Source organism: Geodermatophilus sp. SYSU D00703, from assembly GCF_054050155.1.
Map to the genome: position 1 here is coordinate 215,313 of NZ_JBJGYU010000001.1, position 24,506 is coordinate 239,818.

The following is a 24,506-nucleotide window of genomic DNA, read 5'->3' on the forward strand; positions in this document are numbered from 1 at the left end:
CTTGCGAGGATGGACGTCGTGCCCGTGCTGATCACCGACCCCGCCGACGAGCGGGTGGCCGACTTCCGGGACCTCAAGTCCGGGGACCGCCGTCCGGGCACCGAGCGGGGGACCGGGCCGGTGATCGTGGAGGGGGTCCCGGCCGTGGAGCGGCTGCTGGTCTCGCCGTACCGCGTGCGGGCGGTCTTCGGCGTGCCGGGCCGGGTGGCGGCACTGGACCTGCCCGAGGGCGTGCCCGCCTACGAGGCGGACAAGTGGGTGCTGTCGGAGGTGATCGGCTTCCGGCTGACCCGCGGCGTGCTCGCCTCGGCCGACCGTCGTCCGCCGGCCGACCTCGACGCGCTGCTGGCCGGTCCGGACCCGGCCGCGCCGCGCCGGCTGGCCGTGCTCGAGGGGCTCAACGACGCGGAGAACCTGGGCTCGATCGCGCGGTCGGCGGTGGCCCTGGGGGTCGACGGGCTGCTGCTGGACCCGCGCTGCGCCGACCCGCTGTACCGGCGCTCGGTGCGGGTCTCCATGGGGCACGTGCTCGCGCTGCCGTTCGCCGTCCTGCCCGACTGGCCGGGCGGGCTGGCGCGGCTGCACGACGCCGGCTACCTGACGGTCGCGCTCACGCCGGCGCCGGACGCGGTGGACCTCGCCGACGTCGACCCCCGCGCCCACCCCCGCACGGCGGTGCTGCTGGGCGCGGAGGGGCCGGGGCTGACCCCGGAGGCGCAGCGGGCCGCGCGGGTGCGGGCGCGGATCCCGATGCGGGCCGGCGTGGACTCCCTCGGCGTCGCCGCCGCCGCGGCGGTCGCCTTCGCCGCGCTGCGCTGAGGAAGGACCCCGTGCCCCCCGCTCGCGAGCTCGCGGCGGGAGCCTGCACGGGGGCCGTCAACCCCGCAGGGAGAAGCGGGCCAGCAGCGCGCGGGCCTCCTCCGCCCGGGCGGGGTTGCACATCACGTCGTAGCGGCCGGCGACGATCGCGCTGGTGCTGGTGAAGTCCCGCCGTCCGCGGGTGGCCGCGTAGCCCACGGCGCCGAACAGCGCGCCGAAGGCCAGGCCGATGAGCAGGCCGGTCAGCACCGAGCCGACCCAGCTGGTGCCGCTCGGGGCGAAGATGCCGAGCAGCAGGCCCACGAACAGTCCCCACCAGGCGCCGGCCGCGGCGCCCGCGGCGATCGCCCGGCCCCAGCTCAGCCGCCCGGTCACCCGCTCGACCTGCTTGAGGTCCGAGCCGATGATCGTGACGTTCTCGACCGCGAACTTCTCGTCGGCCAGGTAGTCGACGGCAGCCTGCGCCTGCTGGTAGCTGTCGTAGGACCCCACCTGGACGCCGCCGAGCGGCATGGACACCGAAGCCGACATGGCGCACCTCCTGTCTGGGGAACGGGGGACGCGTCGGCCCTGTTCCGTGGCGGGTCAGCGGTGGCGGCGGACCCCGAAGACGATGTCCTCCCAGGCCGGGATGCGGGCGCGCGGGTCCTCGTCCTCGTCACCCCCACCCGGGCGGCCCAGGACGACGGTGTCGTGCTCGGCGATGTCGTCGTCGAACGCCGGGTCGCCGCGCCGCTCCCCGGTGCGGGCGTCCTGCGGCAGGACCGGGCGCACGTGCTCGTCGCCATCGGCGTCCTCGTCCGACGCCAGCCGGGAGGAGGAGGCCGGAGCGGCGACCCCGTCGTCGTCGGGGACGACGGCGACCGGCCCACCGCGCACCGGGGCGGCGCGCTCGGCCGGCACGTCCGGGACGACCCGGACCAGGCGGGTGCCCTCGGAGAAGTCGGTGGTGGCGGCGTCGACGGGCGTGACGGTGCGCGCCGGGATGTCGTAGGCCCAGCGCGTGACGCCGGACTTGGCGCCGGCCTGCCAGGCGGCGGTGACCTGCCAGGTGCCGTCGGAGGAGCGGAAGGCGTCCCAGCGAACGGCGTCCAGGTCGGCGCCGAGCAGCCGCAGCCGCTCGGACATGAACTGCTGGAGGGGGACCGCCGGCGTGCCGTCGGAGAGCCGGACGCGGGCCTCGCGGGCCTGCTCGGCCACCCGCTCCCGCTCCTGCAACACCGGATGGGCGAACCGCATGATCCGCTCGACCCGGATGCCCGAGGCCTGCGCGACCTGCTCCGGGGTCTCCCCGGCACGGATGCGGGCCTGGATGACCCTCGGGGGCAGGGACACGCCGATCTCGACGTCGATCTGGCCCAGCCGGCGGGCGTCGCCGCGGGCGGCGGCGCGGACCCGCTCGTCGATGGGCAGCTCGAACCGCTCGCCCTCCTCACCGGGCTCGGCGCCGTCGAGGGCCAGCACCAGGCTCTTCCCGTCGTCGGAGAGCGCCACGAGCCGCAGCGTGCGCATGGGCGGCCTCCTGGTGGTCTGCACGGGTCGGGACGGGGCCGGCCCGGGAGAGACGGCTCCGGGTCCCGAGGCTATCCGCGCGGGCGTGGAGGAGGCGGCAGGCTCGCCCGGCGTGGCGCAGGTACCGCGCGGGCGCAGCGGAGGGTGAGGGCGCAGTTTCCTGCACCCTCACCCTCCGCTGGCCCGCTCAGAGCTTGCCGACGACGAAGTCGATGCAGGCGGTCAGCGCGCTGACGTCGTCCGGGTCGACGGCGGGGAACATGCCCACCCGCAGCTGGTTGCGGCCCAGCTTGCGGTAGGGCTCGACGTCGACGACGCCGTTGGCCCGCAGCACCTTCGCGACCTGGGCCGCGTCGACCGACTCGGCGAAGTCCACCGTGCCGACGACGAAGGAGCGCTGGTCGGGGTCGGTGACGAACGGCGTGGCGTACTCCGACTGCTCGGCCCAGCCGTAGAGGCGGCGCGCGGACTCCTGGGTACGGGCCACGGCGCCGGAGAGGCCGCCGAGGGACAGCAGCCACCGGATCTGGTCGGCCAGCAGGAACAGCGTCGCGACCGCCGGGGTGTTGTAGGTCTGGTCCTTGCCCGAGTTGTCGATGGCGATCGACAGGTCGAGGAAGCCGGGGACCCAGCGGCCGGAGGCCTTGATCTCGCTGACCCGCTCCAGTGCGTCGCCGGACATGAGGGCGACCCACAGCCCGCCGTCGGCGGCGAAGCACTTCTGCGGGGCGAAGTAGTAGACGTCGGTCTGGGAGACGTCGACGGGCAGCCCGCCCGCGCCGCTGGTCGCGTCGATCAGCACGAGCGCGTCGTCGGTGCCGGCCGGGCGCTGCACCGGGGCCATCACGCCGGTGGAGGTCTCGTTGTGCGCCCACGCGTACACGTCGACGCCGTCGGTGGCCTTCGGCAGTGCCAGCGACCCGGGGTCGGCCTTCGCGATGACCGGGTCGGCCAGGAAGGGGGCCTCGGCCACACCGGAGGCGAACTTCGCGGAGAACTCGCCGTAGGTGCCGTGGGCGCTGCGCTCCCGGATCAGCCCGATGATCGCCGCGTCCCAGAACGCCGTCGTGCCGCCGTTGCCCAGGACGACCTCGTAGCCGTCCGGCAGGTCGAACAGCTCGGTCAGCCCCTCGCGCACCTGACGGACCAGGCCCTTGACGGGGGCCTGGCGGTGGGAGGTCCCCATGAGGGTGGCGCCGCTGTCAGCCAGCGCCTGCAACGCCTCGGGACGGACCTTGGACGGGCCGCAGCCGAAGCGGCCGTCAGCGGGCAGGAGGTCGGCGGGGATGGAGATGCTCATCCGGGGCAACTGCCTTCTACGCGGGGTGGGGAGTGTGGGCGGCCTCCCTGCAGGGGCCCGCCGCGAGCTCGCGAGCGACGGGGGCAGGGAGGTCCTCTGTCAGGCCGGCGCGGGCTGGTCGACGGCCTTGGTCTGGATGGTGTCCCAGCCCTCGACCTCCTCGGGACGGCGCGGCGCCGGGCCGACGTAGCGCGCCGAGGGGCGCACCAGGCGGCCGGTGTTCTTCTGCTCCAGGATGTGCGCGCACCAGCCGGCGGTGCGGGCACAGGTGAACATCGACGTGAACATGTGGGCCGGCACCTCGGCGAAGTCGAGGACGATCGCCGCCCAGAACTCCACGTTGGTCTCGATCGGCCGGTCCGGACGGCGCTCGCGCAGCTCGGCGAGCGCGGCCTGCTCGAGAGCGCGCGCGGCCTCGAAGCGCGGCGCACCCAGCTGCTCGGCGGCCCTGCGCAGCACGCGGGCGCGGGGGTCCTCGGCGCGGTAGACGCGGTGGCCGAAGCCCATCAGCCGCTCGCCGCGGTCGAGGAGGGCCTTGACGTACTTCTCGGCGTCCCCCTCCTGCTCCACGCCGTCGAGCATGTGCAGCACGCGGGAGGGCGCGCCCCCGTGCAGCGGGCCGGACATGGCGCCGATCGCGCCGGAGAGGGCGGCGGCCACGTCGGCGCCGGTCGAGGCGATGACCCGGGCGGTGAAGGTGGAGGCGTTCATGCCGTGCTCGGCGGCCGACGTCCAGTAGGCGTCGACGGCGGCGACGTGGCGGGGGTCGGGCTCGCCGCGCCAGCGGACCATGAACCGCTCGACGATCGTCGAGGCCTCGTCGATGCGCTTCTGCGGCACGGCGGGGACGCCGATGCCGCGGGCGGACTGCGCGACGTAGGAGAGCGCCATCACCGCGGCGCGGGCCAGCTCGTCGCGGGCCTCCTCGGCGCTGATGTCCAGCAGCGGCTGGTAGCCCCAGACCGGGGCGAGCATGGCCAGCGCGGCCTGCACGTCGACGCGGACGTCACCGGTGTGCACGGGGATGGGGAACGGCTCGGCCGGGGGCAGCCCGGGGCCGAACTTGCCGTCGACCAGCAGCGCCCACACGTTGCCGAAGGTGACCGTGCCGACGAGGTCCTCGATGTCGACGCCGCGATAGCGGAGCGCGCCGCCGTCCTTGTCCGGTTCGGCGATCTCGGTCTCGAAGGCGATGACGCCCTCCAGTCCCGGCTTGAAGTCGTCGGCCATCTCGCATGCTCCTCTGCGCGCGGGACTCGTGACCCATCGCCGATGGGCACACGACTGCGCCCAGACCCTAGGCCGTGCCGACACGCCCGGGACAGCCGGGGAGGGTGTTCGCACCGTGCGCGCCTGCCGGAACGGCCGGTGACAGCATGGAGGTCGTGCCCGACCTCTCCCGCATGCGCAGGGACTACGAGACCCGGGGCCTGCGCGAGTCCGACCTGGCCCCCACGTGGGTGGAGCAGTTCGACCGCTGGTTCGCCGACGCCGTCGCCGCCGAACTGCCCGAGCCCAACGCCGTCGTGGTGGCCACGGCCGATGCCGACGGCGCCCCCGACGCGCGGATCGTGCTGGTCAAGGGCTACGACGAGTACGGCTTCGTCTTCGGCACCAGCTACGCCTCGGCGAAGGGCGCCCAGCTGGCGGTGAACCCGCGGGCGGCCCTGGTCTTCCCCTGGCACGCGCTGCAGCGGCAGGTGCGGGTGACCGGCCGGGTGGAGCGCATCGGCGGCCGCGCCTCCGACGACCTGTGGGACCCGCGGCCGCGCGGCGCCCAGCTGGCCGCGGTCGCGTCGATCCAGTCGACCGTCGTCGACTCCCGCGAGGAGCTCGAGGAGCGGCTGCGCCGGCTGGACGCCGAGACCGAGGGCCGGCTGCCGCGGCCGGAGGTCTGGGGCGGGTACCGGGTGGTGCCCGAGCGCGTGGAGTTCTGGCAGGGCGGGGCCGACCGGCTGCACGACCGGATCCGGTTCGTGCGCGACGACGAGGAGGGAGGGGGCTGGGTGGTCCAGCGGCTCGCGCCGTGAGCGGTCCCGGGGGCGACCCCCAGCAGTGGCCGGTCGACCCCGTCGAGGGGGGCGGTCCGGTCGAGGAGCCGGTGCCGGTCGAGCCGAGGAGCCGCCGCGCCTGGGCGATCGACACCACCCCGCTGCGCAACCCCGACTACCGCCGGCTGTTCTGGGGCGTCACGGCGACGATGCTCGGCCAGCAGATGACGCTGGTCGCCGTCCCGTACCAGGTCTACGCCCTGACCGGCTCGTCCCTGCTGGTCGGGGTGACGTCCGTCGTCGCGCTGGTGCCGCTGATCGTCTTCGGCCTGCTCGGCGGGGCGATCGCCGACTCCATGGACCGCCGGCGGCTCATGCTGGTCACCGGCGTCGGGTCGGCGGTGACCAGCGCGCTGCTCGCCGTCCAGGCGCTGCTGCCCGGCGGCGGGCACCTCGCGGTGCTGTGGGTGCTCACCGCGTGCGTGTCCGGGTTCACGGCGGTCAACCAGCCCACGCGCAGCGCGGTCATCCCGGCGATCGTGGGGCCCGAGGGCGTCCCGGCGGCCAACGCGCTGGCGATGACCGTGCGGCAGGTCGGGGTGATCGTCGGGCCGCTGCTGGCCGGGGTCCTCATCGCGGTCGGGGACCTGCCGATCACCTACACCGTCGACGCGCTGGGCTTCGTCGTCGCGGTGCTGCTGCTGCGCGGGCTGCCGCCGCTGCCGCCGGGGCAGGACGCCGGACCGCTGCGGCTGGGCTCCGCCGTGCGCGGGGTGGGCGAGGGGTTCGCCTTCCTGCGCACCCAGCCGGTGCTGCTGATGACCTTCGTGGTCGACGTCATCGCGATGCTCTTCGCCTGGCCGCAGGCGGTGTTCCCGGAGCTGTCGGAGGGGCGGTACGCCGGCTCGCCCAACAGCCTGGGCTGGCTGTTCGCCGGCGTCTCGATCGGCGCGCTGCTCATGGGGCTGACGTCGGGGTGGGTGTCGCGCGTCGACCGGCAGGGCGCGGTGGTGCTGGCGGCCATCGCGGTCTGGGGCGTGGCGATCATCGGTTTCGGGTTCGCGCCGACGCTGTGGCTGGCGGTGCTCTGCCTCGCGGTCGCCGGCGCGGGGGACATGGTCAGCGCCGTCCTGCGCTCGTCGATGCTGCAACTGGCCGCGCCCGAGCACATGCGGGGCCGGATGCAGGGCGTCTTCATCGTCGTCGTCACCGGCGGCCCGCGGCTGGGCGACCTCCGCGCCGGGGCGATCGCGAGCGCGGCCGGGGTGACGACCGCGATGGTCTCCGGCGGCATCGTCGTCGTGGTCGCGATGGTGGTCGTGGCCCTGGTCGTGCCGTCGTTCTGGCACTTCCGGGCCTCGCGGTCCACGTACGCGACCGTGCCGGCGGCGTCCCGGCCGGCCTCGCCCGCCCCCGGGAGTGACGACGACCGGCCGGGACCGGGTCCTTCATGACCGGCCCCGCGCCGTTCCGCTGAGCAGGGTCCTTCCTCAGGCCAGCGCGCCGGCGACCACCCGGAGGTCGGCGACGAGGGCGTCGTAGGCGGCGTCCCGGGCCTCGTCCGGCGTCCGCAGGACCGCGGACGGGTGCGTGGTGGCCAGCATCCAGGTCTGGTGCGGGGCGTCCTCGTCGTCGTCGGCCGGGTCGGCGGCCACGCCGGGCGCCGTCCAGGGGATCAGCTGCCCGCGGTCCTTGGTGATCCGGAACGACGGCGAGATCAGCGCCTTGGCCGCCGTCGCGCCCAGGCAGACGACCACCTCGGGCTGGAGGACGGCGAACTCGGCCTCCAGCCACGGCCGGCAGGCGCGCAGGTGCTCCGGTCCCGGGGTCTGGTGGATCCGCCGCTTGCCCTTCTGCGTGAACCGGAAGTGCTTGACCGCGTTGGTGACGTACGCGTCGCGGCGGTCGATGCCGGCGTCGCTGAGCGCCTTGTCCAGCAGCCGCCCGGCGGGCCCGACGAACGGCTCGCCCTTGCGGTCCTCCTGGTCGCCGGGCTGCTCGCCGACGAAGACGATCCGGGCGGTCTCCGGCCCCTCCCCGAAGACCGTCTGCGTGGTGCCCTGCCACAGCTCGCACGCCTTGCACCCGGCCGCGGCGGTGCGCAGACCGGCCAGCCCGACCCCGGTCGGCGGCTGTGCGAGGGCGTTCTCCTGGCTCATGTCCGAATGACACCCCAGTGGCGCGCCCGGCGCGAGGGGGACCGGCCGTTACGGTCGGGGCGGACGAACGGGGATCGGAGGAGTACGGGTGCTGGAGTTCGACGGCCTGGTCAAGGCCTACGGGTCGCACCGGGTGCTCGAGGGGGTGTCGTTCACCGTCGCACCGGGCTCGATGTTCGGCTTCTGCGGGGCCAACGGCGCAGGCAAGACGACCACGATGCGGATCGCCATGGGCCTGGCCCGGGCGGATGCCGGGGAGGTGCGCTGGCGGGGCCGGCCGCTGGACCAGGCGGTCCGCCGGCGGATCGGCTACATGCCCGAGGAGCGCGGCCTCTACCCGAAGATGCGGGTCGGCGAGCAGCTGGCCTACTTCGCGCGGTTGCACGGCCTGGACGCCCCCGCGGCCGCGCACGCCGCCGAGCACTGGGCCGAGCGGCTGGGACTGGGCCCGCGACGCCGTGACCAGGTCGAGAAGCTGTCGCTGGGCAACCAGCAGCGGGTCCAGCTGGCCGCGGCCCTCGTCAGCCGGCCGGAGGTGCTCATCCTCGACGAGCCCTTCTCCGGCCTGGACCCGGTCGGCGTCGACGCCCTGGCCGAGGCGCTGCTCGAGCAGGTCCGCGATGGTGTCCCGGTCGTCTTCTCCAGCCACCAGCTGGACCTCGTGGAGCGGCTGTGCGACTCGGTCGGGATCCTCGCCCGCGGGCACATGGTCGCCTCGGGCACGGTCGCCGAGCTGCGCCGTCGGGAGGCCGGCCGCCTGCTGCGGGTGGTCGCCCCGGACGCGCCGCAGGGCTGGGCGGCCGGGCTGCCCGGCGTGCGGGTGGTCTCCCAGCAGGCCGGGGACACCCTGCTCGAGCTGAACGGCGGCGGTGACGACCAGGCGGTGCTCGCCACGGCGCTGCGCACCGGCCGGGTCACCCACTTCGCCTGGCGGGAGCCCACCCTCGTCGAGCTGTTCCGCGAGGCCGTGGCCGATCCGGCGCCGCGGGGCGAGGACGTGGCCGCGTGACCGAGTTCGGGAGGTCACCGGTGGACACGGCGATCGAGCCGCGCACGCCGTCGAGCGCCGGCCTGGTGCGGCTGGTCGCCGGCCGCGAGGTCTCCAGCCGCATCCGCGACAAGAACTTCATCATCAGCTCGATCGTGATCATCGTGCTGCTGATCGGCGTGATGGCGTTCCAGGTGGTCGTCAACTCCGGCAACGCCGAGGGGCGGCTGGGCATCGTCGGCAGCACCGGCCAGCTCGGCCCCGCGATCCAGGCGCAGGGCGAGGCCGTCGGCGTGGACGTCGAGATCGTCGAGTACCCCGACCAGGCCGCCGCACGGGCCGCCGTCGAGGACGGCGAGGTCGACGGGGCGCTGGTCGACGGCACCGGCACCGCGCCCGAGCTGCTGGTCGAGGAGCGCGACGCGACGATGGAGGCCGTCGTCAGCAGCGCGGTCAGCAACGTGGCGATCTCCGACCGGCTGCTGGAGGCAGGCGTCGACCTGCAGTCCCTGCCCGAGGTCGCGGTCACGCCGCTCGGCGACGCGGCCGACGACGGCCAGCAGGTGGTCGTGGCGGTCATCGGCGTGGCGGTCCTCTACGGCCTGTTGATCCTGTTCGCGCAGTTCGTGGCGCAGGGCGTGGTCGAGGAGAAGTCCAGCCGGGTGGTGGAGCTCCTGCTGGCCACCATGCGGCCCTGGCAGCTGCTCGCGGGCAAGATCATCGGCCTGGGCGTGCTCGGGCTGGGCCAGATCGTCGTCATCGGGGTCGTGGGGGTCGGTGCGGCGCTGGCCTTCGACGTCGTCGCGGTGCCCGGCGAGCTGATCAGCACCGTGCTCACCGTGGTCGCCTGGTTCGTCCTCGGCTACGCGTTCTACGCGTCGGTGTTCGCCGTCGCGGCGTCCCTGGTCAGCCGCCAGGAGGACCTCGGCAGCGTGCTCACGCCGACGACGATCCTGCTGGTGGTGGGGTTCATCGTCGCCATCCAGGCCGCGGGCGACCCGACCAGCACCCTGGCCACGGTGACCTCCTACGTGCCGGGCCTGTCCCCGCTGGTCATGCCGGTGCGGCAGGCGGCGGGGGAGGCCGCGGCCTGGGAGGTCGCGCTGGCCGTCGTCCTCATGCTCGTGGCGATCGCGCTGATCGTGCGGCTGGGCGGCCGGGTCTACGCCGGTGCGCTGCTGCGCACCAGCGGCAGGACCAGGATCCGGGAGGCGCTGCGGGCCGGAGGCGCCTGAAGGACCCGGTGGGCGGGCCGCGCCTCGGTTGCGTCCCGCTCACCCCGGGTAACCGGACCGCATGGCGATGCGGCTTGGCTACACGATGATGACGGAGCAGGCCGGGCCCAAGGACCTTGTCGGCCACGCGGTCGGAGCCGAGGAGGCGGGCTTCGACTTCGCGGTCTGCAGCGACCACTACTCACCCTGGCTCGACGAGATGGGTCACGCGCCGCACGCGTGGACGGTGCTCGGCGCGGCCGCCCAGGCGACCAGCCGCATCCCGCTGATGACCTACGTGACCTGCCCGACGTTCCGGTACCACCCGGCGGTCGTCGCGCAGAAGGCGGCGACCCTCCAGCTGCTCTCGGACGGACGGTTCACCCTCGGCCTCGGCGCGGGGGAGAACCTCAACGAGCACGTCGTCGGCGCGGGGTGGCCGCCGGCCGACGTCCGGCAGGAGATGCTGGTCGAGGCCGTGCAGGTCATCCGCGACCTGTTCGACGGCGGCTACACCAACTTCCGCGGCGAGCACTTCGAGGTGGAGTCGGCCAAGCTCTGGGACCTCCCCGAGCAGCGGGTGCCCATCGGGATCGCCGTCTCCGGGCCGCAGTCCTGCCGTATCGCCGGCGAGCTGGCCGACGCGATGATCGCCGTCGAGCCGGATGCCGAGCTCGGCGAGCAGTTCGACGCGGCCGGCGGGGCGGGCAAGCCCCGGATCGGGCAGATGCCGATCTGCTACGACACCGACCGGGACGCCGCCGTCACCCGGGCGCACACGCTCTTCCGCTGGTTCGGCCTCGGCTGGAAGGTCAACGCCGAGCTGCCCGGGACGCAGGCCTTCGACTCGGCCAGCCAGTTCGTGCGCGAGGAGGACGTCGCGGAGAGCATCGCCTGCGGGGACGACGTCGACGCGGTGGTCACCGCCGCCGAGGCCTACGCCGACGCGGGCTTCACCCACCTCGCCCTGGTGCAGATCGGGGGCGACCAGCAGACCCCCTTCCTCGAGTGGAGCCGGCAGTCGCTGGTGCCGGCCTGGCGGGAGGCGTTCGGGGGATGACCGGCAGCACCGCCTCCGAGGAGTGAGACGCCACCGTCGGGGGACGACGCCGCGGTCCGGACCCGGTGATGATCACCGCCATGGGGAGGGACCTCGACGGGCGCCTCCGGCGGCTGCGCGCCTGCCGGGACGCCGACGTGATCATCGAGCTGGGTTGCGACCTGGCCGAGGCCGGGCGCGACCGGGACGCCGAACGCTGCTTCCGCCGCGCGGCCGAGCTCGGCGCCGCGCTCGGCTGGTTCAACCTGGGCAACACGCTGGCCGCCCGGGGGCTGGTCGAGGAGGCCGCCGTCGCGTACGAGCGTGCGCTGGCCGGCGGCGAGCGCGACGCGTGGGTGAACCTCGGGCTGGTGCTCGAGGAGCTCGGTGACCTCGCCGGCGCCATGCAGGCCTACCGGGGCGCCGGTGCGGCCGGGGACGCCCAGGGGGCCCTGCAGCTGGCCTTCCTGCTGCACGAGCAGGGAGAGCGCGAGCAGGCGATCGCCGTCGCGGCCGAGCTGGCCGGCACCGGCGACCCGATGGCCGCCGCGGTCGCCGCCGGCTGGCGGTGGCGCGAGACCCACGACCCGGCCCTCGAGGCGGACCTGCGGGCCGGCCAGGGGCACTTCCCGGGCACCCGGGTGGCGCTGGCCGCGCTGCTGCGCGAGACCGGCCGGCCCGGCGAGGCGCGCTTCGTGCTCGAGCGCGGGGCGAAGCTCGGGGAGGCGCAGGCCTGGCTGCCGCTGGGCAACCTCTACGCCGACGACCTGCACGACGAGGAGGCGGCCGAGGAGGCCTACCGGGCGGGCATCACGGCCGGCGACACGTACTGCCACCACAACCTGGCGGTGCTGCTGGCCCAGCGCGGCGACCTGGACGGCGCCGTGGAGCACCTGCGGCTCGGCGCCGCCGACGGCGACGACCTCGCCGCGCAGGCGCTGCGCGACCTCGACGGCTGTTGAAGGACCCCGGGGAGGACCCCGTCCTCCCCGCCCCTCGCCGGCTCGGAGCGGTGCCCAGGACGGGGCCGCCGAGCCGCTCGCACGCTCGCGGCGAGCCTCTGGACGGTCCGGGCGTCAGGTCACTTCGCGGAGGCCGCCGAGCGGGCCGCGGTAGGGGGACGCCGGCGGGCCGGTGACCCCGGGGCGGGCCGTGAACAGCCGCCCCGCATCGGGCTGGGCCGCCCGCGCCGCGCCGTCCAACCCCTCCGCGGACGTGCTGATCACCAGCAGGTCCCGGCCCGGCCCGGCGAAGGCGCAGCTGGAGGTCTGGGCCACCGGGACCTCGACGACCGCCAGCAGGTCGCCCGTCGGCGAGTACCGGCGCACCTGCCCGGCACCCCACAGCGCCGTCCAGAGGCAGCCCTCGTCGTCCACGGTGAGGCCGTCGGCCACCCCGTCGTCGCCGGCGAACTCCAGCAGCACGCGACCGTCGGTGAACGAGCCGTCGGCGAGGTCGTAGGTGAAGGCGTGCACCAGGCCCGGGCCGGAGTCGGCGAGGTAGACGGTGCGGTCGTCCGGCGACCAGCCGATGCCGTTGGAGATCGTCAACCCGTCGAGCACCGTGGTGACCGTGCCGTCGAGGTCCAGGCGGTAGAGGGCGCCGGCTCCGGGCCGCTGGTCGAAGGCCATGGTGCCGGCGAGGAAGCGGCCGGCCCCATCGCACTTCCCGTCGTTCATGCGCGTGCCCCCGTCCTCGGGACCGCCGCCCTCCTCGGCGAGGGCGAGCAGCACGCGGGCGGTGCCGTCCTCGGCGAGGTGGGTGAACCCGCCGTCCGCGGCGACCAGCCAGCCGCCGTCCGCCGCCGGGACGACGGCGCCCGCGGTGCTGCCCGCGCGGTGCGCGGCGACCTCGGTGAGCGCGCCGTCCGCGGCCAGGGTGGCCCGCCGGACCGCCCCCGCGGCGATGTCGACCCAGAGCAGTTCCCCGCGGTCGTCGTCCCAGGTGGGGCCCTCCCCGTGCTCGGCGGCGGGCGGGGCGGCGACGGTGGCGGTCAGGCGCTGCACGGGGCAGGGGTCCCCAGGACACGCACGCGTCACACGGCCGGTCGATACTGCAGCGATGTCCGAAGCCACCGTCGACGTCGCGGACCTGCGCCACCACGGGGGCGCGGAGGGGGACGGCGCCGACGCCCCGCTGCGCGAGGACATCCGGCTGCTCGGCCGGGTCCTCGGCGAGGTGATCGGCGAGCAGTCCGGGGACGACGTCCTGGACCTGGTCGAGGCCACCCGCGTCGAGGCGTTCCGCGTCCGCCGCTCGGAGGTCGACCGCGCCGAGCTCGCCGAGCGGCTGGGCGACCTCGACATCCGCTCGGTCAACCACGTGATCCGCGCCTTCAGCCACTTCTCCCTGCTGGCCAACCTGGCCGAGGACGTCCACCACGAGCGCCGCCGGCGCTACCACCGCCGGCAGGGCTCCCCGCCGCAGAAGGGCAGCCTGGCGGCGACGTTCGCGCTGCTGGACGCCGAGCAGCTGGACCCCGACGTCGTGGCCCGCGAGCTCGCCGGCGCGCTGGTCTGCCCCGTGGTCACCGCCCACCCGACCGAGGTGCGGCGCCGGACGGTGTTCCGCGTGCAGCGGCAGATCGCCGAGCTGATCCGCCGCCGCGACCGCTCCGCGCCGGGGGAGGCCGAGGACCCGGGGTGGTCGGCCGAGCTGGAGCGGGCGGTGCTCACCCTCTGGCAGACGGCGCTGCTACGGCTGTCCCGGCTGCGGCTGGCCGACGAGATCGACGAGGCGCTGCGGTACTACGAGCTGTCGCTGTTCGAGGTGGTCCCGGCGATCAACGCCGAGCTGCGCCGGGCGCTTCGGGAGCGCTGGCCCGGCGTGGACCTGCTGCCCCGGCCGATGCTGCTGCCCGGTTCCTGGATCGGCGGGGACCGCGACGGCAACCCGTTCGTCACCGCCGACGCCGTCCGCCGGGCCAGCACGCGGCAGGCCGAGACGGCGCTGGGCCACCACCTCGCCGAGCTGCTCGTGCTGCACGACGAGCTGTCGATGTCCGACCGGCTGGTCACCCCCACCCCGGACCTGTACCGCCTCGCCGAGGCCTCCCGCGACGACTCGCCCTTCCGGGCCGACGAGCCCTACCGGCGCGCCACCTACGGGGTCCACGCCCGCCTGGCGGCCACCGCGCAGCGGGTGCTCGGCAGCGTCCCGGGACCGCCGCCGCACGCCGAGCTCGAGCCCTACGGGAGCCCGGACGAGCTGCTGGCCGACCTCGCGACGATCGACGCGTCGCTGCGCACCCACGGCGCCGGCGCGCTCGCCGACGACCGGCTGGCGCGGCTGCGCGAGGGCGTCGAGGTCTTCGGCTTCCACCTGTGCGGGCTGGACATGCGGCAGAACTCGGCCGTGCACGCCGACGTGCTCGCCGAGCTGCTGGCCTGGGCCGGCGTCTGCCCGGACTACGCGGCGCTGGACGAGGACGCGCGGGTCGAGTTGCTGGTCGGCGAGCTGCAGATGCGCCGCCCGCTGGTCCGGCCGGACGCGCAGCTGTCCGACCTGGCCCGCGGCGAGCTCGACCTGCTCCGCGCCGCCGCCGACCAGGTCGCGGCGCTCGGCCCGCGGGCGATCCCGAACTACGTGATCAGCATGTGCGAGTCGGTGAGCGACGTCCTCGAGGTCGCCGTCCTGCTCAAAGAGGTCGGCCTGCTCGACCCGGACGGGGAGGGCGGCCCCACCTGCCCGGTCGGCATCTCGCCGCTGTTCGAGACGATCGAGGACCTGCAGCGCGCGGCGGAGACGATGACCGCCGTCCTCGGCCGGCCGCTCTACCGGTCGCTGCTGGCCAACCGGGGTGACGTGCAGGAGGTCATGCTCGGCTACTCCGACAGCAACAAGGACGGCGGCTACCTCGCCGCGAACTGGGCGCTGTACCGGGCGGAGCTGGCGCTGGTGGAGGTGGCCCGCCGGGAGGGCATCCGGCTGCGGCTGTTCCACGGCCGCGGCGGCACCGTCGGCCGCGGGGGCGGGCCGAGCTACGACGCGATCAGGGCCCAGCCGCCGGGAGCGGTGTCCGGGGCGCTGCGGATCACCGAGCAGGGCGAGGTCATCGCCGCCAAGTACGCCGAGCCCGACCGTGCCCGGCGCAACCTGGAGGCGATGGTGGCCGCCACGCTGGAGGCGACCCTGCTCGACGTCGAGGGCCTGGGCGACGGAGCCGAGGACGCGTACACGCTCCTGGACGACCTCGCCGAGCGCGCCCGCGCGGCCTACCGGGCGCTGGTGCACGAGACGCCGGGCTTCGTCGAGTGGTTCCGGGCGGCCACCCCGATCGGCGAGCTCTCGGAGCTCAACATCGGCAGCCGGCCGCCGTCGCGCAAGGCCGGCGACTCCATCGCCGACCTGCGGGCGATCCCGTGGGTGTTCAGCTGGTCGCAGGCGCGGATGATGCTGCCCGGCTGGTACGGCACCGGCACCGCGCTGGAGAGCTGGGTGGCCGGGGACGACGCCCGGCTGGCGCGGCTGCGGGAGCTGCACGAGCGCTGGCCGTTCTTCCGCACGATGCTGTCGAACATGGGCATGGTGCTGGCCAAGACCGACCTGGGGCTGGCCGCGCGCTACGCCGAGCTGGTGCCCGACGAGGGGCTGCGGCACCGGGTGTTCGACCAGGTCACCGCCGAGCACGCGCGCAGCTGCCGGATGCTGCTGGCGGTCACCGGCGACGACCACCTGCTGGCCGACAACCCGTCACTGGCCCGCTCCATCCGCAACCGCTTCCCCTACCTGGAGCCGCTGCACCACCTGCAGGTGGAGATGCTGCGCCGGAGGCGCGGCGGGGACGACGACGAGCTGGTCCGCCGCAACATCCAGCTGACCATCAACGGCATCGCCACGGCACTGCGCAACAGTGGCTGAGCCGGCCCGCGGGGTCCTGCGCGCGGCCACGACCGGCGCGGAGGTGCGCGCGGCCGCGGCCCGGATGGACGTCTCGCCGAACGCCCTCGCCCCGGCGCTGCTGGACCCCGGCGCCCGGCTGCTCGTGGGGGAGGGCGGCTGCGCGCACCTGCGGCGGCAGTGGTCCCCGGACGGCACGCCCGAGGTCGTGGTGCTGCCGTCGTCCGGCGTCGACCTGGGGGACCCGGAGATCCTGACCGCGGCCGCCGGGTGGGGCTGCGAGCGGGTGCGGCACGAGGTCGAGGACCGCACCCTCCCGGTGCCCGCCCCCGCCGACGACGCCCCGCTGACCGAGCGCTTCCGGCACCTGGCGGCGCTGGCCGCCAGCCGGGTGGAGACCGCCGTGGCGCTCGCCCGCGACGACCGCGAGGGCGTCCGCAAGGCCGACGGCAGCCCGTCCATGCCCGCGGACGAGGCCGCGCACGAGGCCGCCGCTGGAGTCGTGAGCCGGCTGGGGGTGCCCGTCCTCAGCGAGGAGCGTCCCGACCGCCCGGTGCGGGACGGCGAACCGTGGGTCGTGCTGGACCCGCTGGACGGCACCGGCAACTTCCGGGCCGGCGTGCCCCCGTGGGCGTTCTCCGCCGCCCTGGTGCAGGACGGCCGCCCGCTGGCGGGGGTCGTGGTCGACCTCTCCTCGGGACGCCGGTGGGCGGCCACGGTGGGCAGCGGCGCCTGGCGGGACGGGACGCGCGTGCACGCCCGCGAGGGGTCGACGGTGATCGTCCCCTCGGCGCCGGCGGGCGACGCCGTGCACGTGCCCCCGTCGGCCCGGCGGATCCGGGTCACCGGCTGCACCGCGGTGGAGCTGTGCCTGGTCGCCGACGGCTCGGCCGCGGCCTGGCACGACGTCGACCGCAGCGGCACGCACGTCCACGACGTCGCCGGTGGGCTGGCCGTGCTCGCCGCGGCCGGTGGGGTGGTGCTGGACGCCGACGGCGCGCCGCTGCTGCTGCGGCCGGACACCGAGACGCTGATCCGGCTGGTCGCCGCGGCGAGCGAGGACACCGCGCGCGAGCTGCTGGGCGCCGTGCGCTGAGCGGTCAGTGGGCCCGGGCGGCCGCCTCCCGCACCGCCGCCATCAGCGACTCCCACTCGTGCAGCGTGGTGCGGGCCCGCCCGCGGGTGGCGCCGAGGGCGACCTCGGCGGCGTCGATGGCCCGCCAGTCCTCGAGCAGCACGGGGTCGGCGCCGCGCGCCCGCAGCTCCGACACCAGGTCGTCGACCCCGCCGCTGCCGCGGCGCAGGACACCCGCGGCGACGTCGTCCAGCAGGGCGGCGACGGTCTCGCGGGCGTCGTGCTTGTTGGTGCCCACCACCCCGGTCGGGCCGCGCTTGATCCACCCGGCCACGTACTCGCCGGGCGCGGGCCGCCCGTCGCGCAGCACCCGGCCGGCCTCGTTCGGCACGACGCCGCGGCGCTCGTCGATCGGCAGCTGCGGCAGCCCGCAGCCGCGGTACCCGACCGAGCGGACCACGAGGTCGGCGGCGAGCACGGTGGTCTCGCCGGTGCCGGCGACCCGCCCGTCGCCGTCGACGACGGTGCGCTCGACCTCGACGCCGGTCACGTGGTGCTCGCCCAGTAGCCGCACCGGCCGGGAGTAGAAGCGCAGCCGGATCGGCGTCCGGCCGGGTTCGAGCGTGTGCTGCGCCCACTCGTGCAGGACGTCGAGGTTGCGGTGCACCACGCGGTCGGCGTCGGCCCGCTCCTGCGCGGCCGGGTCCAGCTCCAGGTCCGCCGGGTCGACCAGCACGGTGGCCAGCTCCAGGTGGTCGAGCTCGCGCAGCTCCTGGGTGGTGAAGGCCGCGTGCGCCGGGCCACGGCGTCCGAGGATGGTGACCTGCTGCACCGGCGCCGCGGCGAGGGTGTCGAGCACGTGCTGCGGCATGTCGGTCGGCTCGAGCTCCACCGGGGTGCGGGCCAGCACGCGGGCGACGTCGAGCGCCACGTTGCCGACCCCGACCACGACGGCCGACCGCGCCCGGGCCAGCGCGGCCTCCACCGTGGCCCGGTCGGCGTCGGGGTGGCCGGTGTACCAGGCGACCAGCTCGGTGGCGGCCAGGCTGCCCGGCAGTTCCTCGCCGGGGATGGCCAGCTGCCGGTCCAGCGCCGCACCGTAGGTGTAGATGACCGCGTCCACCGCGGAGAGGAGGTCGGCGCAGGAGATGTCCCGGCCGACCTCGACGTTGCCGACGAACCGCACCGACGGGTGGTCCAGGGCGCGGTGCAGGGTGTCGCGGATGGCGCGCATCTTCGGGTGGTCGGGGGCGATGCCGTGCCGCACCAGGCCGAACGGCGTGGGCAGCCGGTCGACCAGGTCGACGGCGACCGGCACGTCGCTCTGCCGGGTCAGCGCCTCGGCGGCGTAGATGCCGGCCGGACCCGCGCCGACGACGGCCACCCGCAGGGGCGGCACGGGAGACGGGGGACCGGCGTCATCGTCGACCGACACGACAGGCATCCTGACCCGGCCGGGTGGGAATGCACCAGGCATCCGCCGCCCTTCCTCGATCCCTGGAGCGCATCCGTGGCCGTCGTCGTCGTCGCGACCATCAGTCCGCAGCCCGAACACCGGGACTCCGTCCGGGAGGCGGTGCTGTCCGCGATCCCGCAGGTCCACGACGAGCCGGGGTGCGAGCGCTACGCGCTGCACGAGGGTCAGGACGGCCGCCTGGTGATGATCGAGCAGTGGGAGAGCCCCGAGGCGCTGGCCACCCACGGCAAGGGTGAGGCGCTGACCGCGCTGAGCCGCGCGCTGGAGGGGAAGCTCACCGGCCAGCCGGAGCTGCAGGTGCTCAGCGCCGTCCCGGCCGGGGACGACGTGAAGGGTGCGCTCTAGGACTCAGTCGCAGGCGACGTCGTGGTCCAGCCCGTGGTCCACGTACTGGGTGAGGACGACGTCCCCGCCGGCGACCAGCGGCGCCCGCCGGCAGCTCGCCCGCGCGGCCTCGTGGCTGACCGACCCGGCCAGCCAGCTGTCCAAGCCGTGGAGCGGGCTGTCCTCGGGCACCTCGCCGACGATCCGGCGCCACTGCGAGCCGGCGGAGTACAGGCCCACCTCCGCGCCCCGGCCGGTGAGGTAGGCGGCCATCCCCTCGAGCGCCGCCCGGTTGCGCTCGCGGGCCTCCGCGGATCCGGACTGCCAGGTGTTCATCGTCTCGACGTCGAGCCACCAGCGGTGCTCGCCCGGGTCGGGGTCGATGTCGGCATCCTCCGCGGCGGGGGCGAAGAACGCCTCCACGTCGACGTAGGCCCGCAGCCAGCCGTACTGCCAGGAGCAGGGCAGGCTGTTGTCGCCCGTGCAGTCGCCGTAGGGCGTCCGGCCGCTGAACGGCCAGGTGTGCACCTGGTCGAGGACCTCGCCGGGGTTGGCGGTGTTGACGTAGAGCTGCAGCCCCGGCTGGCCGGGCACCTCGCCGGTGCCCTGCGACGCCCAGGCCAGCTGCTCGGCCAGGCACGGGTTGGGGCGGGACGCGAGCCCGCCGTTGACGCCCACGATCGCGAAGGGGAACTCCTCGGGCAGGTCGTCCCCGCACTGGGGGTGGGAGACGTCGTAGCCGACGTCGTCCCCGCCGTCGTCCGAGGCCGCCGCCGAGGGCATCCCCACGGCGAGACCGGCGCACGCGAGCACGGCGACCAGGAGGGCGCGCAGCGTGCTCGGCATCCTCGGAACGGTACCGGCGGCCGTGGAGCCGGTCACTCACCCGCCCGGGGCAAGGCGAGGGGTCAGGCCGCCTGGCAGACCGGGCACCAGTGGAGGTTGCGGCCGACCATCTCCTCGGTGCGCACCTCCGTGCCGCAGATCCGGCAGGGCAGGCCGGTGCGGCGGTAGACGTAGTGCGCGTCCTCCCGCCCCACCGCGCCGCGCCGGCGGCTGCGGTCCTCCGGCCGGGTGGTCACGATCCGGCCCAGGCGGACCCCGGCGCGCATGAGCACGACCAGGTCCGACCACATCCGCGCCCACAGGTCGGCGTCGACGTCCCGACCGGGACGGAACGGCGACACCCGGTGGCGGAACAGCAGCTCGGCGCGGTAGACGTTGCCGACGCCGGCGAGCACCGACTGGTCCATGAGCAGCGCGCCGACCGCGGTGCGGCTGCCGGCGATCCGCCGGTGCGCCGCGGCCCCGCCCCGCGGCGACCGCAGCGGGTCGGGGCCCAGCCGCGCCAGGATGCCCTCCACCTCCGCGGTGGTGAGCACCTCGCAGGCGGTCGCGCCGCGCAGGTCGGTCCACACGCCGCCGCCGTCGGGACCGTCGCCGACCCAGCGCATCCGCAGCGCCCCCTTCGCCGGCGGCGGGGAGCCGGTGCCCGAGGTGTAGGAGCCGTACAGGCCCAGGTGCACGTGCACGGTGTCGGCGCCGAAGCAGGCGAACAGGTGCTTGCCGTACGAGGTCACCTCCTCCAGCACGCGGCCGTCGAGCAGCGCGGCTCCCTGGGTGAACCGGCCCTGCGGGCTGGTGACGTGCACCGGGCGGCCGGCGAAGGCGAGTGACTGGTCCCGGGCCAGCCGGAACAGGGTGTGGCCCTCAGGCACGGGCGGCTCGGCAGGTCACCTCCCCAGCTTCCCCCCTGACCTGCGGTTCCGCCACGATGGGCCGGTGACGCAGGGAACACCGCGGCTGGGGCGGACGGCGTGGGGCGCGCTGGAGACGGTGCACGTGGTGGCGTTCTTCGCCCCCGAGGTGCAGGCCGCCTACGACCGGTTCGGCGTGCGAGCGACCCGCGCCGGCTACTTCGCCGCGCGCGCCTCGGCGCTCGGCCCGGTCGACCCGGCGGTGGTGGCCGCGACCTTCTACGTCTTCTCGCCCGACCTGGTCGCGGGGGCGGTGCCGGCCGTCTGGCAGGCCGCGCCGCCGGCCGAGTGGGGCGCGGCCCGGCGGGACGGGGTCGGCTCGGCCCTGCACCGGGTGCTCGGCGAGCCCGACGTCACCGAGGCCGTCGAGCTGGCCCGCGAGGCGTGCGCCGGGCTGACGGTCGCCGGGCGCCCGCTGTACGCGGCCTGGAGCGGCGCGGAGTGGCCGGCCGACCCGCTGCTGCAGCTGTGGCACGCCGGGCTGCTGGTGCGCGAGCACCGCGGCGACGGGCACGTGAGCGCGCTGATGGCCGCCGGGCTCGACCCGGTCGAGGCGCTGGTGACCGGGGGTCTGGCCTCGGACAGCACCGACTTCGTCCGCACCACCCGCGGCTGGACCGACGAGGAGTGGACCGCGGGCGTCGAGCGGTGCCGGGCCCGCGGGCTGGTGGACGACGGCGGGCTCACCGCCGCCGGGGTCGCGCTGCGCGCCGAGGTCGAGGACGCCACCGACGTCCTCGGGCTGCCCGCCTGGGCGCACCTCGGTGGGGACGGCACCCAGCGGCTCGTCGAGCTGCTGGCGCCGCTGCGGGAGCGGCTGTTCGACTCCGGCCTGCTGCCGGACTGGATCCGGTCCCGCGGCTGACCGTCACCGGCCGGTGCGGACCCGCTCGTAGCGGTCGAGAGCCACCCGGCGCTCCTCGGCGTGGTCGACGATCGGCAGCGGGTAGCCCTCGGGGACGCCGTCCGGGGCCCGCCAGGGCTCGTGCACGTACCGGGCCGGGACGTCGCGCAGCTCGGGCACCCAGCGCCGCACGTAGGCGCCGTCCGGGTCGAACTGCTGCCCCTGCCGGACGGGGTTGAAGACCCGGTGGTAGGGCGAGGCGTCGGTGCCCGTGCCGGCCACCCACTGCCAGCCGTGGTTGTTGCTGGCCAGGTCGCCGTCGACGAGGTGGGCCAGGAAGTGGCGGGCGCCGCGCCACCAGTCGACGTGGAGGTCCTTGACCAGGAAGGACGCCACGACCATCCGCACCCGGTTGTGCACGTACGCCTCGCCGAGCAACTGCCGCATCCCCGCGTCGACGATCGGGTAGCCGGTGCGGCCCTGCGCCCACGCAGCGAACCGCGCGTCGGCGTCCGGGCCGGTGTCGTAGGCCATGGCCCGCATCCGCGGGTCGAACGCCTCCCGGTGGGTCTCGGGGCGGTGCCACAGGACGTCGGCGTAGAACTCCCGCCACGCCAGCTCGTTCGCGTAGCTCGCCACCGACTCGCCGGTCTCCTCCGCGAGGTCGGCCAGCATCGTGCGGGGGTGGAGGCAGCCGTACTTCAGGTACGCCGAGAGCCGGCTGGTGCCGTCGGTGCCCGGGGTGTTGCGGGTGTCACGGTAGCCGGCCAGCCGCTCGTCGCGGAACCGCCGCCACGCGGCTCGGGCGGCGGCCTCACCGGCCGGGGGCAGCCGGACGCCGTCCAGGTCGGGAGCCGGCGGCGGGGCGTCGGACCGGACGCCGGTCAGCCAGGGCACCGCGCGCGGCCGCGGAGCCGGAGCGCGCCACCCGTGCTCGCGCCACGCCCGCGCGAAGGGGGAGAACACGCGGAACGGCGTCCCGTCGGACTTGGTGACCCGCCCGGGCGTCACCGCATAGGGCGAGCCGGTCCGCACGAGGGGCACGGCACCGAGGGCGCGCTCGACCGCCGCGTCGCGCTGCCGGCCGTAGGGGCCGGCGTCGGCCGAGACGTGGACGCTGTCCGCGCCGAGCTCGCGCGCCAGCCGCGGGACGACGCGCGCCGGGTCCCCGGCGCGCAGCACCAGGGCACCGCCGACCGCCTCGCCGAGGTCGGCGAGGCAGTCGAGGAGGAAGCTCCGGCGCGGTGCCCCGGCGGGGTCCCACAGCCGCGGGTCCAACACGAACAGCGGCACGACGGTGCCCTCGGGACCGGCGGCGTCGACGGCAGCCAGCAGCGCAGGGTGGTCGGCCAGCCGCAGGTCGCGGCGGAACCACAGCAGCGCGGTGGGCACCTGCGCCAGCCTAGGGAGGCGCAGGTGGACCTGCAGGTCAGCGGTCGGCGGTCTCCAGGCCGAAGTGCGGCCGGTCGTCCTCGGCGACCAGGTCGAGCTCCTCGGGGTGCTGCTGGATGTAGTGCCGGACGAACGAGCAGTAGGGGAGCACGTGCAGGCCGCGCTCGCGGGCGGCGTCCAGGACGCCCTTCACCAGGGCCTTGCCGATGCCGCGCCCGCCGACGGATGGGTCCACCTCGGTGTGCGGCAGGGCCATCGTGCCGTTCTCGATGTGGTAGCTCGCCAGACCGACGACCCGGTCACCGAGCTTCACCTCGAACCGCCCCCGGTCGGGGACGTCGACCACGCTCGTCTCCATGCTCGTGTTCCACCTCCGCTCGCCCGGCGCCGTTGCCAGGTTTCGACATGCGTACTGGAACGGTAACGCCTCGCAGCGCCTCCGGGTTTCGCCTCGCCGGGGGACACGCGCGGCCCCGGGCCCCCGCGGGGCGGCCCCGTCGGCCCGGAACGGCGGCGTGTCAGGATGGGGACGGCGTACCCGGCCTCCTCCGGGCCGTCACGGCCCCGTAGCTCAGGGGATAGAGCAACGGTTTCCTAAACCGTGTGTCGGAGGTTCGAATCCTCTCGGGGCCACCGGCAGTCGCCAACCGTTGGTCGGCCTTCGGCTGACCGTTGCTCCGGTCAGCGATGCCGAGAAGCCCCGCCGGCCCCGAGACGGGGCGCCGACGGGGCCTCTCGCATGGGACGGCCAGGGACGAACAGCCGCATGGGCCGCCTGCCCGCCGGCGCGGCGGGACACCCACTGACCGGCCGGCCGACCGTGTGCGCACCGGCGGCAGCCGGCGAGCACCGGGGGCGTCAGCCGGCCGGCTGCAGGACGCGGGCCACGAGTGGCTGGGCGCTGACCAGCCGCAGTCGCACGCCGACGTCGGTCAGCAGCTGAGCGGTGCGGGCCAGCGTGCGGGCGCCGGCGCGGTCGAGGAAGATCATGTCGGACAGGTCGAGCTCGACGTCGCCCGGGGCGGCGCAGGCGAGGTCGAACAGCGCGGGGAACACGTCGTCGGCCAGGTGGTCGGCGATCTCGCCGTGCAGGGGCAGTCGCGCGCCGCGGCCGGACAAGTGGGCCAGCGGCTGCCGGTCGCCGTGGTGCTGGACCGGGTGCAGGACGGTCAGCGGGCCGAGCACCTCCTCGCCGAGGGAGGCGTCGTACAGACACATCCCGGTCAGCGGCGAGCTGCCGATCAGGGTGTCGGCCAGCCGCTCGTAGACGTGCAGCTGCCGACGGTTCTCCAGGCCGTTCCGAGCCAGGGCGGTGATGTCCGCGGCCACCCGCAGCCCGGTGCGGCCCCGTTCGAGGGCGGCGTCGAGTTCGGCGCGGAAGGCCTGCACCTGCCCGAGCGGGTCCAGGCCGCGGTCGGCGCCGTATCGCTCCGCGGTCGGGCGGATCTCGAGCCGGCCGCTGGCCAGAAGGGCGTCCCGCTCCGGCAGCGCGCCCAGCGCCGACAGCAGGTCGGGCTCGGACTCGCCGGTCAGCAGCAGTTGCTCCCCGCGCCGCCGCCCCTCGTCCAGGAAGGACCGGACGGCGCGGAGAACTCCGCGGCGTCGGCGACGTCCAGCACACGTGATCGCCGGGGCGCAGACCGGTCGGCGTCTCCCAGTGCCGCAGGCGGGCCGGGCACCGCGGCCGGTCCGACAGGACCCGGGCAGGGGCCTCGGTGCGGCAGCGGACGGCGAGCAGGGCGATGTCGTCGTCGGTGCGGCCAGGCGCGATCCGGG

At 75.5% G+C, this 24,506-nt stretch carries 23 protein-coding genes and 1 tRNA gene; 12 read left to right on the forward strand and 12 right to left on the reverse strand.

The genetic code is table 11. The features are described 5' to 3' along the window. The first annotated feature begins 9 nt into the window (after positions 1-9). Entirely contained in the window at positions 10-819 is an 810-nt protein-coding gene (locus tag ACI782_RS01090; protein ID WP_456905203.1) for a TrmH family RNA methyltransferase, read from the forward strand. Positions 820-876: 57 nt separating this feature from the next. Here the strand turns inward: ACI782_RS01090 and ACI782_RS01095 are convergent, their stop codons facing one another. From ACI782_RS01095 to ACI782_RS01110, 4 genes are all read right to left on the reverse strand, one after another. Next, complete coding sequence (locus tag ACI782_RS01095; protein WP_456905205.1) at positions 877-1,350, reverse strand: general stress protein; 474 nt, start codon at positions 1,348-1,350, stop codon at positions 877-879. Positions 1,351-1,404: 54 nt separating this feature from the next. Next, entirely contained in the window at positions 1,405-2,331 is a 927-nt protein-coding gene (sepH, locus tag ACI782_RS01100; protein WP_456905207.1) for a septation protein SepH, read from the reverse strand. Positions 2,332-2,518: 187 nt separating this feature from the next. Continuing rightward, positions 2,519-3,631, reverse strand: coding sequence for a phosphoserine transaminase (serC, locus tag ACI782_RS01105; RefSeq protein WP_456905209.1), 1,113 nt, complete (start codon positions 3,629-3,631; stop codon positions 2,519-2,521). Between the two features lie 99 nt (positions 3,632-3,730). Next, positions 3,731-4,861, reverse strand: coding sequence for a citrate synthase 2 (locus tag ACI782_RS01110; protein WP_456905211.1), 1,131 nt, complete (start codon positions 4,859-4,861; stop codon positions 3,731-3,733). A gap of 146 nt (positions 4,862-5,007) precedes the next feature. On the opposite strand from ACI782_RS01110, the gene pdxH reads away from it, so the two are divergent. Further along, on the forward strand, positions 5,008-5,661 hold the full coding sequence (gene pdxH, locus ACI782_RS01115; protein ID WP_456905213.1) for a pyridoxamine 5'-phosphate oxidase: 654 nt from the start codon (positions 5,008-5,010) through the stop codon (positions 5,659-5,661). Continuing rightward, positions 5,658-7,076, forward strand: coding sequence for an MFS transporter (locus ACI782_RS01120; protein WP_456905215.1), 1,419 nt, complete (start codon positions 5,658-5,660; stop codon positions 7,074-7,076). Before pdxH ends, ACI782_RS01120 begins: the two co-directional genes overlap by 4 nt. Before the next feature lie 36 nt (positions 7,077-7,112). Here the strand turns inward: ACI782_RS01120 and ACI782_RS01125 are convergent, their stop codons facing one another. After that, positions 7,113-7,781 (reverse strand): UdgX family uracil-DNA binding protein, encoded by a 669-nt coding sequence (locus ACI782_RS01125; RefSeq protein ID WP_456905217.1) that lies wholly within the window; start codon positions 7,779-7,781, stop codon positions 7,113-7,115. A gap of 88 nt (positions 7,782-7,869) precedes the next feature. On the opposite strand from ACI782_RS01125, the gene ACI782_RS01130 reads away from it, so the two are divergent. The 4 genes from ACI782_RS01130 to ACI782_RS01145 all read left to right on the forward strand — a co-directional run bounded on the left by ACI782_RS01130 (position 7,870) and on the right by ACI782_RS01145 (position 11,984). Continuing rightward, positions 7,870-8,790 carry an ABC transporter ATP-binding protein gene (locus tag ACI782_RS01130; protein WP_456905219.1) on the forward strand — a complete coding sequence of 307 codons (921 nt, stop codon included), beginning with the start codon at positions 7,870-7,872 and terminating at the stop codon, positions 8,788-8,790. Beyond that, on the forward strand, positions 8,787-10,004 hold the full coding sequence (locus ACI782_RS01135; protein ID WP_456905221.1) for an ABC transporter permease: 1,218 nt from the start codon (positions 8,787-8,789) through the stop codon (positions 10,002-10,004). The genes ACI782_RS01130 and ACI782_RS01135 overlap by 4 nt, the downstream gene beginning before the upstream one ends. Positions 10,005-10,065: 61 nt before the next feature. Beyond that, positions 10,066-11,043 (forward strand): LLM class F420-dependent oxidoreductase, encoded by a 978-nt coding sequence (locus ACI782_RS01140; protein ID WP_456905223.1) that lies wholly within the window; start codon positions 10,066-10,068, stop codon positions 11,041-11,043. Positions 11,044-11,123: 80 nt separating this feature from the next. Further along, entirely contained in the window at positions 11,124-11,984 is an 861-nt protein-coding gene (locus tag ACI782_RS01145) for a tetratricopeptide repeat protein (RefSeq protein ID WP_456905225.1), read from the forward strand. A gap of 114 nt (positions 11,985-12,098) precedes the next feature. Here ACI782_RS01145 and ACI782_RS01150 read toward each other — a convergent pair whose 3' ends face one another. Further along, positions 12,099-13,028, reverse strand: a complete 930-nt coding sequence (locus ACI782_RS01150; RefSeq protein WP_456905228.1) for an SMP-30/gluconolactonase/LRE family protein — start codon at positions 13,026-13,028, stop codon at positions 12,099-12,101. 55 nt (positions 13,029-13,083) lie between these two features. Between ACI782_RS01150 and ppc the strand changes: the two genes are divergently transcribed. Continuing rightward, positions 13,084-15,882 carry a phosphoenolpyruvate carboxylase gene (gene ppc / locus ACI782_RS01155; RefSeq protein ID WP_456905230.1) on the forward strand — a complete coding sequence of 933 codons (2,799 nt, stop codon included), beginning with the start codon at positions 13,084-13,086 and terminating at the stop codon, positions 15,880-15,882. Continuing rightward, complete coding sequence (locus ACI782_RS01160; RefSeq protein WP_456905232.1) at positions 15,875-16,957, forward strand: inositol monophosphatase family protein; 1,083 nt, start codon at positions 15,875-15,877, stop codon at positions 16,955-16,957. The genes ppc and ACI782_RS01160 overlap by 8 nt, the downstream gene beginning before the upstream one ends. Positions 16,958-16,961: 4 nt before the next feature. Here ACI782_RS01160 and ACI782_RS01165 read toward each other — a convergent pair whose 3' ends face one another. Continuing rightward, positions 16,962-18,371: an NAD(P)-binding protein gene (locus ACI782_RS01165; protein WP_456905234.1), complete on the reverse strand. Its 1,410-nt coding sequence runs from the start codon at positions 18,369-18,371 to the stop codon at positions 16,962-16,964. A 75-nt stretch (positions 18,372-18,446) separates the two neighbouring features. Between ACI782_RS01165 and ACI782_RS01170 the strand changes: the two genes are divergently transcribed. Then, on the forward strand, positions 18,447-18,758 hold the full coding sequence (locus ACI782_RS01170; RefSeq protein ID WP_456905236.1) for a putative quinol monooxygenase: 312 nt from the start codon (positions 18,447-18,449) through the stop codon (positions 18,756-18,758). 3 nt (positions 18,759-18,761) lie between these two features. Here the strand turns inward: ACI782_RS01170 and ACI782_RS01175 are convergent, their stop codons facing one another. Together ACI782_RS01175 and ACI782_RS01180 are read right to left on the reverse strand one after the other, a co-directional pair. Further along, complete coding sequence (locus ACI782_RS01175; protein ID WP_456905238.1) at positions 18,762-19,583, reverse strand: hypothetical protein; 822 nt, start codon at positions 19,581-19,583, stop codon at positions 18,762-18,764. 62 nt (positions 19,584-19,645) lie between these two features. Continuing rightward, positions 19,646-20,455 carry an Fpg/Nei family DNA glycosylase gene (locus ACI782_RS01180; protein WP_456905240.1) on the reverse strand — a complete coding sequence of 270 codons (810 nt, stop codon included), beginning with the start codon at positions 20,453-20,455 and terminating at the stop codon, positions 19,646-19,648. A gap of 64 nt (positions 20,456-20,519) precedes the next feature. Here ACI782_RS01180 and ACI782_RS01185 point away from each other — a divergent pair, with 64 nt between their 5' ends. Beyond that, positions 20,520-21,359 (forward strand): SCO6745 family protein, encoded by an 840-nt coding sequence (locus ACI782_RS01185; protein ID WP_456905242.1) that lies wholly within the window; start codon positions 20,520-20,522, stop codon positions 21,357-21,359. Positions 21,360-21,362: 3 nt separating this feature from the next. On the opposite strand, the gene ACI782_RS01190 is transcribed toward ACI782_RS01185, so the two are convergent. Both ACI782_RS01190 and ACI782_RS01195 read right to left on the reverse strand, forming a co-directional pair. Further along, positions 21,363-22,730 carry a cryptochrome/photolyase family protein gene (locus ACI782_RS01190; RefSeq protein ID WP_456905244.1) on the reverse strand — a complete coding sequence of 456 codons (1,368 nt, stop codon included), beginning with the start codon at positions 22,728-22,730 and terminating at the stop codon, positions 21,363-21,365. Between the two features lie 37 nt (positions 22,731-22,767). Beyond that, on the reverse strand, positions 22,768-23,127 hold the full coding sequence (locus tag ACI782_RS01195; protein WP_456906105.1) for a GNAT family N-acetyltransferase: 360 nt from the start codon (positions 23,125-23,127) through the stop codon (positions 22,768-22,770). Between the two features lie 163 nt (positions 23,128-23,290). Here ACI782_RS01195 and ACI782_RS01200 point away from each other — a divergent pair. Beyond that, positions 23,291-23,363 (forward strand) — tRNA-Arg (locus tag ACI782_RS01200). 225 nt (positions 23,364-23,588) lie between these two features. On the opposite strand, the gene ACI782_RS01205 is transcribed toward ACI782_RS01200, so the two are convergent. Beyond that, positions 23,589-24,494, reverse strand: a complete 906-nt coding sequence (locus ACI782_RS01205; RefSeq protein ID WP_456906107.1) for an MEDS domain-containing protein — start codon at positions 24,492-24,494, stop codon at positions 23,589-23,591. Positions 24,495-24,506: the final 12 nt, after the last annotated feature.